This window comes from Neobacillus sp. KR4-4, assembly GCF_042136325.1.
GTDB lineage: Bacteria > Bacillota > Bacilli > Bacillales > Cytobacillaceae > Neobacillus.
Genome location: NZ_JBHHJU010000045.1, coordinates 13,600 through 30,144, shown reverse-complemented (window position 1 = coordinate 30,144; position 16,545 = coordinate 13,600). Strand labels below are relative to the sequence as shown.

The 16,545-nt window shown below is 36.9% G+C and carries 13 protein-coding genes and 1 pseudogene; 2 read left to right on the top strand and 12 right to left on the bottom strand.

Features of this window, described 5'->3' with window-relative positions:
- Positions 1-307 precede the first annotated feature (307 nt).
- Positions 308-1,168, bottom strand: a complete 861-nt coding sequence (locus ACE198_RS26910; protein WP_375377668.1) for a substrate-binding domain-containing protein — start codon at positions 1,166-1,168, stop codon at positions 308-310.
- A 214-nt stretch (positions 1,169-1,382) separates the two neighbouring features.
- Positions 1,383-2,096 (bottom strand): LytR/AlgR family response regulator transcription factor, encoded by a 714-nt coding sequence (locus tag ACE198_RS26905; RefSeq protein WP_375377667.1) that lies wholly within the window; start codon positions 2,094-2,096, stop codon positions 1,383-1,385.
- Between the two features lie 255 nt (positions 2,097-2,351).
- Between ACE198_RS26905 and ACE198_RS26900 the strand changes: the two genes are divergently transcribed.
- Positions 2,352-4,922 carry a substrate-binding domain-containing protein gene (locus ACE198_RS26900; protein WP_375377666.1) on the top strand — a complete coding sequence of 857 codons (2,571 nt, stop codon included), beginning with the start codon at positions 2,352-2,354 and terminating at the stop codon, positions 4,920-4,922.
- Positions 4,923-5,075: 153 nt separating this feature from the next.
- Here ACE198_RS26900 and ACE198_RS26895 read toward each other — a convergent pair whose 3' ends face one another.
- Positions 5,076-5,414, bottom strand: coding sequence for a DUF5655 domain-containing protein (locus ACE198_RS26895; protein ID WP_375377665.1), 339 nt, complete (start codon positions 5,412-5,414; stop codon positions 5,076-5,078).
- Between the two features lie 405 nt (positions 5,415-5,819).
- Here ACE198_RS26895 and ACE198_RS26890 point away from each other — a divergent pair, with 405 nt between their 5' ends.
- Positions 5,820-6,848, top strand: a complete 1,029-nt coding sequence (locus ACE198_RS26890) for an extracellular catalytic domain type 1 short-chain-length polyhydroxyalkanoate depolymerase (RefSeq protein WP_375377664.1) — start codon at positions 5,820-5,822, stop codon at positions 6,846-6,848.
- Between the two features lie 741 nt (positions 6,849-7,589).
- On the opposite strand, the gene ACE198_RS26885 is transcribed toward ACE198_RS26890, so the two are convergent.
- The 9 genes and pseudogenes from ACE198_RS26885 to ACE198_RS26845 all read right to left on the bottom strand — a co-directional run bounded on the left by ACE198_RS26885 (position 7,590) and on the right by ACE198_RS26845 (position 16,304).
- Positions 7,590-9,134 carry a response regulator gene (locus ACE198_RS26885; protein WP_375377663.1) on the bottom strand — a complete coding sequence of 515 codons (1,545 nt, stop codon included), beginning with the start codon at positions 9,132-9,134 and terminating at the stop codon, positions 7,590-7,592.
- 13 nt (positions 9,135-9,147) lie between these two features.
- Complete coding sequence (locus tag ACE198_RS26880; protein WP_375377662.1) at positions 9,148-10,896, bottom strand: cache domain-containing sensor histidine kinase; 1,749 nt, start codon at positions 10,894-10,896, stop codon at positions 9,148-9,150.
- 57 nt (positions 10,897-10,953) lie between these two features.
- Positions 10,954-12,300: a NosD domain-containing protein gene (locus tag ACE198_RS26875; RefSeq protein WP_375377661.1), complete on the bottom strand. Its 1,347-nt coding sequence runs from the start codon at positions 12,298-12,300 to the stop codon at positions 10,954-10,956.
- A gap of 112 nt (positions 12,301-12,412) precedes the next feature.
- Positions 12,413-12,568 (bottom strand): annotated as a pseudogene (locus ACE198_RS26870) (glycoside hydrolase family 32 C-terminal domain-containing protein); the annotation flags it as partial.
- Between the two features lie 80 nt (positions 12,569-12,648).
- A complete protein-coding gene (locus ACE198_RS26865; RefSeq protein WP_375377659.1) occupies positions 12,649-12,828 on the bottom strand; it encodes a hypothetical protein in 180 nt (59 codons plus the stop codon).
- Positions 12,809-13,039: a PfkB family carbohydrate kinase gene (locus ACE198_RS26860; protein WP_375377658.1), complete on the bottom strand. Its 231-nt coding sequence runs from the start codon at positions 13,037-13,039 to the stop codon at positions 12,809-12,811. Before ACE198_RS26860 ends, ACE198_RS26865 begins: the two co-directional genes overlap by 20 nt.
- Positions 13,040-13,078: 39 nt before the next feature.
- Positions 13,079-13,966, bottom strand: a complete 888-nt coding sequence (locus tag ACE198_RS26855; RefSeq protein WP_375377657.1) for a carbohydrate ABC transporter permease — start codon at positions 13,964-13,966, stop codon at positions 13,079-13,081.
- Between the two features lie 22 nt (positions 13,967-13,988).
- Positions 13,989-14,879, bottom strand: coding sequence for a carbohydrate ABC transporter permease (locus ACE198_RS26850; RefSeq protein WP_251459207.1), 891 nt, complete (start codon positions 14,877-14,879; stop codon positions 13,989-13,991).
- Positions 14,880-14,969: 90 nt separating this feature from the next.
- Positions 14,970-16,304 carry an ABC transporter substrate-binding protein gene (locus tag ACE198_RS26845; RefSeq protein WP_375377656.1) on the bottom strand — a complete coding sequence of 445 codons (1,335 nt, stop codon included), beginning with the start codon at positions 16,302-16,304 and terminating at the stop codon, positions 14,970-14,972.
- Positions 16,305-16,545 lie beyond the last annotated feature (241 nt).

Below are 16,545 nucleotides of genomic sequence, written 5' to 3'. Positions count from 1 at the left end.
GCCCTTGTTAAAGGAACCTCAAACCATTGGTGTGTTTGTCAAGAGCGATTGCGGGTACCTCCACTACAAAAAAGAGAGAAGAAAAAAACTTCAGGTCACTTTTTCATAGAAGTTTTGACACTACCATAGTAGTTATTTAGTTGAAGCTCTTTATTTGTCGGTACCACCTTACAATCTATAAGTGTGGCACCACCCCCTTTTCATAAATGTAAGCTTAATAGAATATTACTAGTAATGGATTACATTCATTTAAGTTATAAAACCAGGCTTCTATGGGCTTCAAAAAATGTAATAGATTACATTTTTTCTAAAAAATTTTCGCATACTGCTGACAAGACTGTCTTACAATCAACTGGTTAGCTAAAAACATTTGCTCGTGTTTGATTTCCTCTTTGTTGATGAGCTTCAATAGTAATTCCGCCACTTTCTCACCAATTTCAAACGCGGGCTGGGCAATCGTTGTCAGACCTGGTTCGAATATGGACGAGAATTTCAGATTATCAAAACCGAGAACCGAAATATCCTCTGGCACCTTAAGTCCCTTAGATTTAATCGCTTTAATGACTCCCATTGCCATTTCATCATTGGCAGCGAAAATCGCAGATGGGAGTTGACCAATGGCAAAAAACTTCATCATAAGGTTAAAACCGCTTTCAAAAGAGAAATCACCTTCCTGGACTAACACAGGATCCACGATAAGGTTGTTGCTTGACATTGCTTGATAAAATCCTTTGAGACGGTCTCGGTTCAAGACACTATTAAGAGGTCCAATAATGCAGCCAATTCTTTCGTGTCCCAAATCGATTAAATATTCCGTTGCATTTCTTGCACCGCTTATGTTATCAATCGAAACAGTGGTGATGTTGGAACCTTCCATATACTCACACGCAAGGACCAACGGAAATTTTTGGGCCGCCTCTTCAACGGTTGCTGCATCCGTTTGGGCAGTTAATAAAGCGATTCCATCTGCTTTTTTTTGATCCAAAAGGTTTAAAAACCACTTTTCTCTTTCCAGATCATTGTCTGTATCGCCGAGTATAACTTGATATCCATTTGTAACCGCTACTGCTTCAATCCCCCTAAACACCTTTGAAAAAAACGGATTTGTAATGTCAGGCACAACAACTAGAATGGTTTTAGCAGAAACAATTTCCTTCTTTGCTAACATCTACAATCCCTACCATCTTTGTGATTTGTCCTTTCTTGTTTCTATATTTGAATTGTAATCGATTACAAAATTGTCGTCTAATCATCTTCTGACAAGGTTTTTTTCCAACTGTAATCGTTTTCTATCCTTTTAGACACAATCATCGTTCATTCGAACAATAAAATCATAAATTTTTTAAAAAAACAAAAAAATTGAGGTCCGATAAACCCGGACCTCACAACGATTTATTTTTTTGTAATTCTGCTAACTTATTCTTGGAAACTTTTGCTGTCTCCTCATAATTTTTAAAATATGCTTTGTACGTTTGCCCTGTCGTTTCAATCCTCTTTAAATATTGCAAATTAATAATATAGGAACGATGGGAGGCTACGAAACGGGAATCAAGGAGTTCTTCAAGATTCGTTAGCGCCTCATTTACCTCTACTTTTTGATCAATTGTATGGATGACGGCCTTTCGGTCCGCTCGTTCAATAAAAATAATGTCATCTAACGGGATAAAAGAAAACTGATTGGACTGTTTAACCATTAAATCCTTCTTAACGGTTGGGCGCTTGCTTTCAGCTGGAGTCTTAGCAAGTGCAGCTGCTCGTCCTAATGCTGCATAAAGACGGTCACGGTCAATAGGTTTGACAATGTAATCGATTGCATTTACACTAAAGGCTTCTAAGGCAAACTCATCATGCCCGGTGATAAAGATAACTTGCAATGACGGAACTACTTTTTTACAAGATTTCACCGCTTCCATCCCATTCAACAATGGCATATTAATATCTACCAAAATGATGTCTGGCTTTTCTATCGTCACCTTGCAAATTAAATCCTCACCATTAACGGCTTCTCCAACCATTTCATAACTCTGCAAAGGTTTAATGAGATGCTTCAATAGTTTTCTCGATGGTGCATGGTCCTCTGCAATTAAAACTCTCAAAAGATCACCTCATATTAAAAGCTTCTATTTAAGTGGAACATTAATATAAAAATTAATAGCTAACAAATTACTATTGGAATCGCTGTCAAACTAACTACTCTCAGTATAAGGCAGTTTAAGCAGTATAGGAAGTATTTTATGATTAAATAGGTGTGGTGGTTTTTTGCAGTTTTAAAGAAGAATTACCGTGGACTATACTAAAGCTATGGCTTCAGGAAAATCCATGACTATTCTTTCGGAAGGCAGGGTATAACAATGGAAATCACCCCTAACGAAAATTTATATAAAGAAGTTTTACAAACCATGTCTGAATGCGTCATTATTCATAAAAAGTCGGGCAGAATCATTGCGCTTAATGAAAATGTTGAAAAAGTACTTGGTATTAAATCCGATATATTAACGGAAGCAAATGTAAGCAAATTAGATTATGTAAAAGAAGACGGATCCTCCCTGCCCTATTCAGAATTGCCTGGAATCATCACCCTCGAACAGGGGATTCCTTTCCATGATTATGTCTTGGGAGTAAGCGATCGAAATAATGGGACAAAATGGCTTTCCATTACTTCAAAACCACTTAAATTACATAATGACGGGGAACAAGCCGCGCTTGTGACCATATCGGATATTACCGAACGAAAAAAGATGGAACAAACAATCATTCAGGCTAAAGAAGCGGCGGAAAAAGCAAACCTAACCAAATCAGACTTTCTTTCCAAAATGAGTCATGAACTCCGGACCCCTTTGAACGGAATCCTTGGTTTTGCCCAGCTATTAGAAATAGATGAAACCCTAAATGAGGAGCAGCAGGACTTTGTCCAAGAGATCTTAAGCGGAGGGAAGCATCTATTAAGCTTAATTAATGATATTTTAGATTTATCCAGAATCGATACAGGCCAATTAAAAATTTCAATTGAAGAGGTAGATCTGCTGACCATTATCAATGAATGTATCCATATCGTGTTGCCGCTTGCCATGAAAAAAGGAATTACAATTCATAATCAAATGGACCATTCGGAAACCGTAACCGTTCTTGCCGATCCGATTCGCCTGAAACAAATCCTTCTTAATCTTCTCGATAATGCCATCAAATATAACCGGGAAGACGGCAAAGTCATGATTTTCTCTTATATGAAACAAAACGAGGCTGTTATTCATATCGCGGATACAGGAGTCGGGCTTTCAGTGGAAGAATATCAGAAAGTGTTTGTCCCATTCTATCGGATTGAAGGGACACAAGAGGAAGGTACGGGCATTGGATTGTCTTTAGTAAAGCAACTTGTCCAACTTATGAGTGGAAAAATTAGTGTAACGAGCCAAAAAGGAATCGGCAGCGATTTTCGCTTTAGCCTCCCCCTTCCCCATGATTTAACGACCGCGATGAAATGGGGGGAAGAAGTGATGGATTTACCAACAAAGAATCCTAAGTCAGATCACTATGGTTTGCTGTATGTGGAAGATAATGAATCTAACTTACACCTTGTGAAAAACATCCTGAAATCCCAGCCATCCTATACGATCTTAACTGCTCGTTCCGGAAAAGAAGGATTGGCACTGGCTAGGACTGAAAAAGTAGATTTAATTCTACTAGATCTTAACCTCCCAGATATGCATGGCTATGAGGTGTTTGACCTTATAAAACAGGATGAAAACACGAAGGATATAGCGATTATTGCTGTCAGTGCCAATGCCATGCCTCAGGACATCCAGCAGACATTAGGCAAGGGGTTTGATAATTATCTGACAAAACCTATTAATGTAAAGGAGTTCTTAACAACTATTTACGAAACTTTAACTAGTACAATTAATCAAAATATACCCGAACATAAAATTTTAAGTACCGGACCAAATGGAGAGGAAGCGGTATCTGCCAAGACATTGCAGTTGTCTATGAAAGATTTAAAAAAGCTAAGAGAAAAGAACTATACAGCTGCTATTGCCATGCACTATACCGGGAATAATTGGGCAAGAGCACAAATTGAAGGATTGAAGACAACTTTTAATAAAATGGGGATTAGGGTCGTGGCTGTAACTGATGCCGAACTGAACTGGGAAAAGCAAGTTGTAGACATTCAAGAGATATTAGCAAAAAAACCGGATATTATTGTTAGTCTTCCAATCGATCCGTTATCAACCGCGGGTGCCTTTCAAACCGCAGCTCAATCAGGTGTGAAGCTGGTTTTTATGGACAATACACCATACGGGTTGGAAGCGGGTAAGGATTATGTAAGCGTCGTTTCAGCCGACAATTATGGAAACGGGTCTTATGCAGCCGACATTATGGCAGAGAAAATAGGTTTTAAAGGCAAGATTGGGGTCATATACTACGATGCTGATTTTTTTGTAACGAAACAAAGATTAATGGCTTTTGAAAAAACGATTAGAGAAAGTTATCCTGATATTCAAATCGTAGTCCGCAGCGGTTTTACTAGTCCGAATGATGGGAAAGAGCTTACAGACGCTATGATTTCTCAACACCTCGATTTGAAGGGAATCTTTGTTGTATGGGATTTGGTAGCGGAAGGTGCTATGGCCTCAGCCCGTGCCCTAGGAAAACATGATTTAGTTATTACGACAATCGATTTGAGTACCAATACCGCTATAGAAATTGCTAAAGATAAACTTATCAAGGGCTCGGGTTCGCAGATGCCCTACCATCAAGGAGTGGCCGAGGCGATCCTGGCCGGTTATGCACTGCTCGGCAAACCAGCACCGGCTTATGTAGCTGTACCGGCACTAAAAGTAACAAAAGAAACTCTCCTTGAGGCATGGAAACTTGTGTATAACCAAGATCCCTCAGAATTAAATGGGTACTTAAATATTCTTTGATGACCGTGATATAAACAGGGAATGAGTATGCTAATTCATCGTTACACCTCTTTCCCTAATTTTTTTCTGTATAGTTTAAACAGTGATGAGGAAAGCCCATTCGATGAAAGAATATCTGATATTCCAATGTTTTTTTCATTATCCTTTTTCTAATTAACTCATTAATTGATATGATTCTTTTAAAAGAACTAAAAACTCTTGATTTAGTTCGTCTTCACTATGAAATCTAAAGTTATTGTGAAATCTGTTTTTTGAAACTTGTTCAATTTTAGTAATCTTCTCGTGTTCAATTTGATGGTTTGTTACTAAATTAAAATCTAACCATTTCTTTTTTGGATGAACTCCTCCGAAGGCAGATTTATTCAAAAGATGTATAGAAGTCTTTTTAAACTCAATTTCAAAAGGTCCAATTTCTTTCAATAAATCGAGTATTCTGGAATATATTTCATAAACATTAGATGCCTTATTTGAGAATAATTCATCTTCTGACATATCACCATCTCCTACTTTTACTTTAACATATTAAACTTTACTACCTTTATTTTGCCTCTTTTTAAATCCTTTTACCATTTCTTTATTCACTAACCTGCACCGTTAGCTGAACAAGAAAGACCGCCGCAGCAATCTCATCTTGAACTCTTGCACCCAGTTACTTTAAGTGAATTGATTCGCAATCTTACTGGGTATTTACCTAAAAAAGCTGAATTACTTTAGATATAATGGCTAAAGGAAAATAGAAGGATTTACTTTCCTCTTTCGTCCCTTAAAATACATAGTAGGAGGTTGAGCAGCATGTTATTGCATCAAATATTGAATGGAATGCTTCTTTCGATAAAAATAGGAACATGTAGAAGTATAATGGAAACATGTAGTTTTAGTTAAGGAGGGTTGATAAAGTTGGGGGAATTTCTAAATTTTTCATATAAGGGTTTTAGGTACAAACTTTATGTTCCGAGCGAATATCAAGCGGAAAAAGATACTCCTTTGATGGTGATGCTTCATGGATGTGAACAAGATCCGGATGATTTTGCTGCTGGAACAAATATGAACGAGCTTGCTGAAAAAGAAAACTTTCTCGTACTCTATCCTGACATGAATCACCTGTTTAATCCTTCGAATCCGGCTGCTTATAACCCTTTTGGCTGCTGGAACTGGTTTTTGGATAAAAATCAGCACCGTGGAGAGGGACATCCCAAGTTAATTAATGCGATCATTAATCAGATTAAAGGTACATACCGCATTGATTCAAGTAAGGTGTACGCAGTTGGTTTATCTGCAGGTGCGGCACTTGCTTGCATTCTTGGAGTTACCTATCCAGATGTATTTAGCGGTATCGGAGTGTGTGCGGGACTTCCCTATGATGCTGCGAATGTATTTTTTCTAACCGATCCAATGGCTAAGGCTGCTAAAGAAAGCATGCAAAAAGGCGTTTCGGACCCCTATGCATGTGGTAACAGCGCCTTTCAGGAAATGGGAAAGTTCAAGAAGAAAATGCCTGTTATTGTTTTCCATGGTATCTGCGATACAGTTGTACATCCCATTAATGGACAACAGGTTATCATACAGTGGGCACAAACTAATTTTCTTGTGGAAGGTGGTAGAGGAAGAGCTGATATTACACCTCACCAGGTCAAATCAGACCTTATCAATGGAAAAAGTTGTACTAAACATGTATACGGTGATGGGGGCGGTGAACTTTTAATGGAACTATGGATCATCGATCAAATGGGGCACGCATGGTCTGGCGGGAGCTTAAATGGTTCATATACCGACCCATTAGGGCCAAATGCAACAGAAATCATTTGGAATTTTTTCACCAAACATCATCAGCACACTGTTGATAATCTGGTTGATAATCTGGTCGAAAAACCTAAAAAGAACTTTTTTCGTGACCTTTTTACAAAGCTTTTTAAGAAAAGAGGATAAAACTATTCATCTTATTCTCTTAAGTCCACCTACTCCAACCACATCCTCGAATGCAACCCGATTAAACTCGCAAGGCTTTACTGCTTCACGAAGTTGATGAGTAATTGGATCAACGTAATGAAATCAAACGTTGCATATCGAATGCTAAATGTAAAAAAGACGCATGTCTAGACAATCCAATCCATAGATCTAAGAATTGAGACTCTCTTCATTTTTTTCTGATAATCTGCCAACTTTAAGTATATTCGCTATACGGGATTAACACATTATCTATAAATGTTTTTCCATTCATTTTTGAAAAAATATCATTATATTCATCTTTTAAGTTAGCTCCACCTTTACGCTTTTGTATGATCATCCGAATATGTTCAAAATGTACAATATTATGTATATAAATTTGCACCGTATTTGTGGTGCTTTTTGTTTAATAAAATAGCCTAGTTCCGTATGACTAAGCTACGAAGTGGTCTGGCAATCTAGGAGGCAGACCACTTTAGAAGGAAAGGAGAAGGATATAAAAACATTGCATATATAGAGAACTCAGAAAATAAGTCTCGCTACTATTTCTGTGAAGATATTTCGAAGATTCATCCTTTGTCTATTCATTTACCAATCGCCTCCAGGAGCTTAATTGAATTATTCTCCATTTCGCACATTGATTCAAGCGGGTACTCTAAATAACACTCGTCCGAGCACATAAATTCATGTGTTCTCCCCCAACAAATTACTCTCATCCAACATTTACTTTAGTATGTGCTGTGAACGATAGAGACCTGGGGTTGTTCCGATATTTTTCTTGAATACTTGATTAAAGTATTTTTGATTTTCGTAGCCTACCTGTTTACAAATCTCGGATACCTTTAAATTGGTGGTTCTTAACAGTTTTTTGGCATTATTTAATCTGACCTTTGTAATATATTCAAAGATGGTGCTGCCAACTGCCTTAGAAAACAAGTTACAAAGGTAGGCAGGGTTCTTATGGAATAGCTTGCCTAAATCATCTAAAACAATTGGTTCTTTATAATTAGCATTAATGAAACTTTTTAAATCGATGATTAATTTTTCATTATATGACACGTGATTTTCATTTAAATTAGCATTGGATTGCCCAATAAATTGTTCTAGCCAAACTCTGATTTCTTCAAAAGACTGCAGTTGATTTAATTCTTGGTAAACTAAGTATCGTTCGCCGCCGCTTTTATTTATTTCATATTCACTTTCGATATATTCCAAGAAATGATTAACGATTTTAAAACAGACGTATTTTGTTTTTTCTGGGGGGAGGCTACTCTTTTGGCAATCGAGAAAAACTTGGTCCATGAAAAGATTCATGTTGCTAAGAAGGTCTGGGCCTTTTCCATTAAAAAATGTATCAATTTTTTCAATAATACGATTACCAAAGGAATGATTGAACGTTTCTAATTCTTTATAATAGGTTATTAACTGGTTTGAAAATATACCATTTTTCAACGCTTCTTTTGCTTCACTATAGGCTTTCTTTATGCCCGAAATAGTTACATAGATATTACTTACTCCAACCATCGGTCTTATGTTCATTTCATGAAAAAGCAATGACACAAGATCCTGAACCAAGTCATTCCCTAGCTCTGAACCAGCGTTTGAAATCATGATGACAATTTCACTATCAATCGTGTAGACAAAGTTCTGTATCTTCCTGTTTTCCAATAGGCTTTTTAAACACTCTAAGGAAGCTTGAATTTTTTCAGTGGCATTTGAATCATCCCAGTCAACCCCCCTCAATCCGATGTTTAAAAAAGAAAAACTTTGTAGCTTTTGGTCCTTTTCCGGCACAACAAATCTTTGGCCTAAAATGTAATCAAGGACACGCTTTTCTTCTAAAGCCATTTGATATTCATTAATCCGCTCAGTTGCTTGTTTTTCATTTTTTATTTTTTCTAGTTTTAAAATGGCATTTTTAATAGAATGAACAATTTCTTCTACTTCAATAGGTTTAACTAGATAGTCGATTGCCTCGAGTTGAATAGCCCTTTTGGCGTAATCAAACTTTGAATAACCGCTTATAATGATAAAAACCGCATCAAGATTAAGAGCCTTTGTTTCTTGAATTAAATCCAATCCATTTAATTTAGGCATTCTTATATCTACTAACACAATATCAGGCTTTTTATTCATGATTTCTTTAAGTGCTTCTTCTCCGTCTAAGGCAGATCCTACAATTTCAATGTGATGATCCTTCCAGTTAGTGGCTGATTTTAAGCCTTCAATTACAATTTTTTCATCATCAACAATTAAAAGTTTATACATAATTGATAACTCCTTAAAGATTGTTATGAGTAATTCCGTCGTTCTTTAGGCCAACCTTAAGATAAACGGTAGTTCCCTTTCCTATTTCACTCTTAATCTTTAATCCATATTCTATTCCATAATAAAGTTTCAATCGTTCATTAATATTTTTCAAAGCATAGCCCTTTTTGTTAATATCTACTTCATTCATGTCAAATCCTTTTCCTGTATCACGAATAATGAAAAGTAGACCATCTGCGACCTTAATGCCTTCAATCATGATGGTTCCGCTTTCCTGATGTTCTAACCCATGGTAAACAGAGTTTTCTACAATGGGCTGTAACAGCAATTTAATGATACTTTCTTCCATGATTTCAGGTTCAATCGTAATTGTGTAGTGGATTTTTTGGTCAAAACGAATATTTTGGATATCCATATAACTCTTTACTTGATCCATTTCATTCTTTACGGAGGTAATATGACTTCCATCATTTAAGGTAAGTCTAAAAATTTTTGACAAATTAATCGCAATTTTTGCTATTTGTTTTGCTTTTACTTTCTCTGCCATCCAATAAATAGTGTTCAATGTGTTATATAAAAAATGTGGATTAATGTGGCTTTGCAAGGCTAATAGCTCTGCTTCCTTTTCCTTAATCTGTGATTTATATAACCTTTTAGTTAAATCATTATTCCAATTATAAAGGTGAACAATCTTGTTCCCGATTTCTCCAAGTTCATCCTCATTATTAAAATGAATACCTACTACAGTCTCTCGTTTTTCCATTTTTTCAGTAACCATGCGCAGCAAACTTAACTGATTTGTAATTCTCCTGGTAATAAATAAGGCAATAATTAAGGAGAACATTAATGCCATCACTAATAAAGAAATCGTTACTAATCGAAGTTGATTGACCTCACGAACAATATTTTCATAGGGGATAATACTGACAACATCCCAATTTGTTTTTTTGTTTGTATGATAATTAAAGAAATATTGCGTTCCATTCATTACTTTTTTAATGGTTCCGCTTTTCTCACGACTTTGAATGATTTTGGCTACCTGAGATGAAGAGAAACTATGATTGCTAGAGAACAAAATTTTATCCCCATCCAGTATTAAAATATCGCCTGGAGGGTTACTATTTTTAAACATATTATCAAAATACGCTGGATCAAGATCGATCAGAACCAGCCCCATTTGTTCCTTCGTTCCAAGATCTCGAATATTTCTTCCGTATAGTAAAGATTGGTTAGCACCTTTAACAAGTTTTGTATTACTTCCATTTAACCATTCACCCTGCCATTCGCTATGGAGTAAACGCGGATAGATATTGGACTTTTTTATCGTTTGATAGATATCATTCTTCAAATTTTGTTCCCCGCGGTTTACTTTCAAAAAGCCGTGATTTTCATTCCCAACGTAGATGGCATTAATATAGGGATTGTTTACCACCGTTATATTATTCAAGTTTTCTAGAGATGACGTCTCCAACCTGTATAACTTTGCATCTGTTTTTTTATAGAATAAATAGTCCTGAATTTCATCCGAAAGAAAAATGTCATTAGATAGATTCTCTACATTGCTTCCAAATGAGTTAATATTCCAATCGACAATAGTTAAGAAGTTATCAATCGTGGAAGATACTTTATTTTCTATTACTTTATTAAAATAAATGAACGTAAAAGGACCAATAACAAGTAAAGGGATTAGGGCTGAAAACAAAGCTAATAAGATAATTTTACGCTTAATTGGAGAGTCGATGAGTCTCATTAGGTTAGTCATTATGTTTCTCCAGCTTTAAGAATTTTGTCCATGGTTGTGCTTACTCTGGTGATAGCACTAGGAAGCACCTGGCGTGGGAGTGGCTCTGAATGCATTTACAGTCTTATCCATAACAACCTGAGCATCACTTCCCGAATCAAGAATCGTATTTTGAAGCGACTCTTTTTCTATCAATACTGTTGTTACGGTAAGCGGTTCTGATGCTTCGGTAGTTAACAAAGCTTCTACTTGCGCAGAGAAACAAGAATCACTTATCTTGGCATGAACCTCCGTGGCAACAACATGATTATTAGAAATATAATTTCCATTACCCGAAACAATACGTATGATTACAGGTGTTGCACCTACCGGCTTGATGTTCTGAGTATTAATTACTTCAGAAAAGTGATTAGCAATTACAGAATTATTATTGCCACTGATATAGAGGAGACCATACAAATCATCTAAACCATTGTCTATTCCCAGAAAAGGAGTCCAAGGTTCATGGTCACGTAAAAAGTGATTTGAAGAAACCAAATTTTCCGAACAATTCCCCCTGAATACCACCATTCCTGGATAAAATGAATGAAGTCTATTATTTGTGATACTAGAACGAGTCACACCATCAAAATAGATACTGCTCGCACCTCGTGGAAAAACATTATTCGCTGTAATCAAAAGTCCACCAAAATTTTGAGCGTAAATTGAATATCCTTTAAAACCGGCTCCTATCAAGTTATCGGTTATTTTTGAAGCCTGTCCCCAACCTCGCAGCTCTACACAGTTTCCACATTCAGCTATGAAATTATCATGTATAGTCAGTGCATCTGCATGATAAATAGTAATTCCATGCTCTAAATACACCAACCCCATGCCTGTAATCCGAAATGAGTCACAAGCACTTGCAACATAAATTCCCGTTTTCCCGTTGGTGTATGTGTTCTCCGGATTTGTTTCTCCTGAGCCATCTTCAATAAAATGCAAACCATCAATACAAAAGTCAGAAAACTCTACTGAACTTATTCGGGGATTTCCACTTCGTTCAACATAAAATGCAGCTCCTTTATATTCCTCGTCATTTACTTCAAGGGGAATATCTACGAGTATGCGACTTCCTCCCGGCCACAATTCATGCAAATCCGCCCATTCATTCTCAGAAGTATTAAAACGAATACTCGAAGATGTAAACCCGTGTCCAGAACCCATAATTTTAAGATAACTGATGTCTATAACTACTTGACTACTAAGATGATAATCTCCCGGTGGAATATAGATAACCGCACCCGGCTTTCCGCCTTTATTCAAATCAGCGTCCGATTGCCTACTTTTAATATCTGCTATAATGCTATTGATTACCTCACCAATATCCTCATAGGGATTACCGACAGGCCACTCTGTTACGTCGTAATAATTTTTACTAGCCATAAATATATTCTCCTATCAATTTAGTTTAAGATTTTGTCCAGATCCACGGGGACGGTTCTAGAGGATCTAAAGCTTTGGTTAGAGTGACCATCAGAACCGTCCCATGGACACATTACTTTAACCAATAGACATCCAGAGAGAGTAGCTTTACATTTCCGCCATTCGAAAACAACTCAATACCCTTACTAAATGAGTCAGGGAAGATCAGACTGGTCATGGCTATTTCTCCAATATTAGAAAAAACCTCAATTGTAGAACGGTCCACAAAGACATGAAAATTTTATACGATGGTTTGGGGCTTTTACCGCTGCAAGATCGATAGATGAAAAGAATCTATTAAAAGAGGTTTCACCCGAGTTTCTTCGATATATACATTTCTTCTTTTTCAACATTATAACCTATCATTGTTTCTTTTTTAGTTGATTTAAACACTTTTATTCCAAATTCTTCCGATAATTTCACTATATCTGAATTCAGTAGTCCTTTTTTCATCATTTCCTTGGCATGATCAACTAGTATGGATTCCACAATCAATTAACACCTGCTCTAGGAAATGTCCAAAGGAATCGTTTCCTACCTTTCCGATAAACGCAGGCTTTCGATTAAATTTTGCCAATGCCGCCAGTACATTCGCTGGGGCTCCGCCAGGATTCTGAACAAAAGAAACCGTCTCATCCTCAGGATTTCTAGTTTGAGTAAAATCAATTAATAACTCACCAATAGCTGTTACATCGAACATAAGTACTTCACTCCGCAAATTGCTTTTATTATCAAATTGTTATTCTTTCACGGCACCTAAAGTCATGCCACTTACAATATAGCGTTGTACGAAAAAGGAGAATATCATAACAGGCAGACTAAATGAGATGGCAGCAGCTGTCATTGGTCCTAAATCAAGATTATAAGCGGTTAAAAATTCTGAAATCCCTACTGTTGCCGTTTTGGCATTCGTACTGGTCATGAGTAGCGAGAACAAGAAATCATTCCATGCTAACATAAAAGTAAAGATAGCTGTCGTTGCCAGTCCAGGGAGTGACACCGGAAGAATAATTCTGATAAAGGCTCCAATCCAGCTGCATCCATCCACCCTGGCCGCTTCATCAAATTCTTTTGGAACTGAGTCAAAAAAACCAATCATTAACCAAATAGCAAACGGAACATTTAAGCTGGTATACACCAATATTAAGGCAAAATGGGTATCAATTAAGCCCATACTTTTTACAATCATATACATAGGAATTGCAATACTAATCATAGGTACCATTCTGATCACTAAGGTGAATAACAAAAAGTAGCTTCCTGTTATGGAAGAAAATCTAGAAATTCCATATGCAGCCATGGCCCCAAAAAACACACTTAAAATGGTGCTGGCACCCGCTGTAATAAAGCTATTTAGAAAATATTTTCCTATAGGCAAGTAATCAAACATTTTTATATAATTTTCCAGTGAAAATTGCGAGGGCCATAAAGTCGGCGGCACCGAAACTGCCTCTGCGGATGGTTTCAATGATGTTAATAATAGATAGATATACGGACCTAAGAATAATAAAGCCAGCAAGCAAGTGGTAAACAAAACAATCAGCGTCCATATTTTATGTTTAACATGTAAAGTTGCAAACCAAACTGGTTTTTCTGCAATCGTTTCTTTTAATGGTATATGGGCCATTTCTATTTCACCTCTCCTATCATCATGAATGTCTTCTCCTAGGTGACCACATTTTTGTAATAAAGAAAGAACTTAGGAATAATAAAATGATGATAAAGATGACTGCCATTGCGCTTGACTGCCCAACCTCTCCATAACGGGTCAATGTCTTATACATATATGTACTTAGCAATTCGGAAGAAAAACCTGGTCCCCCTTGCGTAAGCACCCAGACAATATCGAATGTTCTGGCAGCATCAATAATGCGAATTAATAATGCTACTGTTGCTACTGGGATAAGAGAAGGGAAAGTAATGTAACGGAACTTATGCCATTTATTGGCCCCATCCATTTCAGCAGATTCATATAAACTAATCGGGATTCCTTTAATACCTGCTAATAGAACGAGCATAATGAAAGGCGTTGTTAACCAAATGTCTGCAATAATCGTAGAATAGAGTGCAAAACGGGAGTCTGATAACCAGAGTATTTGATGCGGGTCAGAAAGTATTCCAAGTTTATAAAGCCCCCAGTTGATAATGCCGAATTGGTCATTAAGCATAAATTTCCAAATGATTCCTGTAACTAAAGGTGCCAGCATAAGCGGGCTTAACAATAGTGTCCGAATAAATTGGCTTCCTTTAAAAGCATTGCTTAGAAGCAAAGCAAGGATAAGCCCGATGATAAACTCGAAACCCACCGCTACTCCTATATAAACGACTGTGTTCCAAAGCGCTTTTAAAAATCGTTCGGAAGTCAACGAGTTTGTATAGTTTGCAAAACCAACAAATTCTCGCAATGAAGGATTAATGATATCAATCTTATAAAAACTGTCTCTAATTAAAAGAAAGATTGGATAGACCAGAAATACCAACATAAAGATCCCTGCAGGAAAGAAAAAGATCGTCGATAATGCCCCATTTTTCAGTCTCAAAAAAACCGCTCCTTTCTATCAATATATTTTTTAGAACCCCTTCATGGATTAGATATCTGTATGAAGAGGTTCTATTAAGTACGTTTCAGTTTATTGTGGCGGCAATAAATCTTTGATTACATCTGCTGCCCAATCTAGTGCTTCTTGAGGTGTTTTTTCTCCAGAAAGTGCATATTGCACGGCTGGGATGAGTGCTTCACTTTCGATTTCTTGCCATTCCTTAATAGCAGGTCGATTTTGCGTTTGTGGTCCGCTTAATGTCGTCATAAGCGGTTTCAAATGTTCATAGCCCTGCTGTGTACTATAACTTTCAAAAACGGATTTTCTCGCTGCTACCCCCAATGATTTCATAAATAGTTCATTCTTTTCATAGATGAAGTTGAGATACTCTTTGGCAATCTCTTGTTTTTTGGAAGAACTAGGGATAACCTGGTACCAAGGACCTGGGACAGCACCTATTCCTGCTCCGCCGCCAATCATTGGGGCACTTCCAACTTTTCTTGCAACCTTTGATTGTTTAGGGTCATTTGAAGGGACATAGAAGTGACCCCAAGCAAGCATCATGGCAGATTTTCCATTCCAAAATAGCTCAGAAGTTTCTGCAGATGCCATTTCTAGTGCACCTGGTGGAACCGATTGATCTTTTTTCAAAAGGTCAACTAAAAATTGCAAGGAATCAACATACGGTTTTGTATTAACAAGAACTTTGCCATTATCACCAACAACCAATGGTTTCGCACCTGCTTGGGCTGCATGATCCAGCCAGCTGGCTACCGCATCCCCATTGTTCGCACCAAATACCGTAGTTCCGTACAAATCTACTTTTCTATCATTATCTGTATCTCTAGTAAAAAACTTGGCTACATCCCGATATTCATCCCATGTTGTTGGCGGATGTAAATCATATCCATACTTTGCTTTAAAATCGGCTTTATTCTTTTCATCTTCGAAAAGGTCTTTACGGTAGATTAAATTTTTGGCGTTCGTCCATACCGGCATTCCATAAACCTTATTCTGATAACTTCCGCCTTCTACTAATCCTGGGAATAAATCATTTTTAAGGTCATCTGTCATGAGATCTTCTAATGGCAGAAGTCCGCCAGCTAGAGCAGGAAACCAAAGTATATCGATGGTTGCAACATCGAAAGCCCCTGCCCGTGAAGCTACCTCTGCCTTAAGTTTGTCATAAACTCCTGTATATGGAACGGATTCAATTTTAACTTCGTAGCCTGTTTTCTGTTTAAATTCTGCGGCTGTTTCTTTTGCAACCTTAAAGGCCGGGCTTCCCCCTTCAACGAGGACCGTAATGGTTTTATTATCACCTTTTGTTTCTGAACTTCCTGTTTTTTCTCCCGAACAACCCGATAAAAAGATAGATAATACTAAAAGTAATGAAACTACCGTTAGGATTCCCTTTTTCTTCACCTTAACCAGCCTCCTTTATTTTTGACTGCATTCTTAATAAATGGTAATCCCCCTAATGGGCTATTAGGCTACCATACATTCATTGATAATTTTCCTCTAATGTTTCTATTCTTTTTCAAAAACTTGATGGCGGTTTCATTTCTTGAAGTAAAAATGATTATCTTTTATTTCCTTTTGCCCCCTCTAACGTTTTTGTAAACTCTCTTTACACTTTTATTGTAATAATTAAGGGGTTTTAATA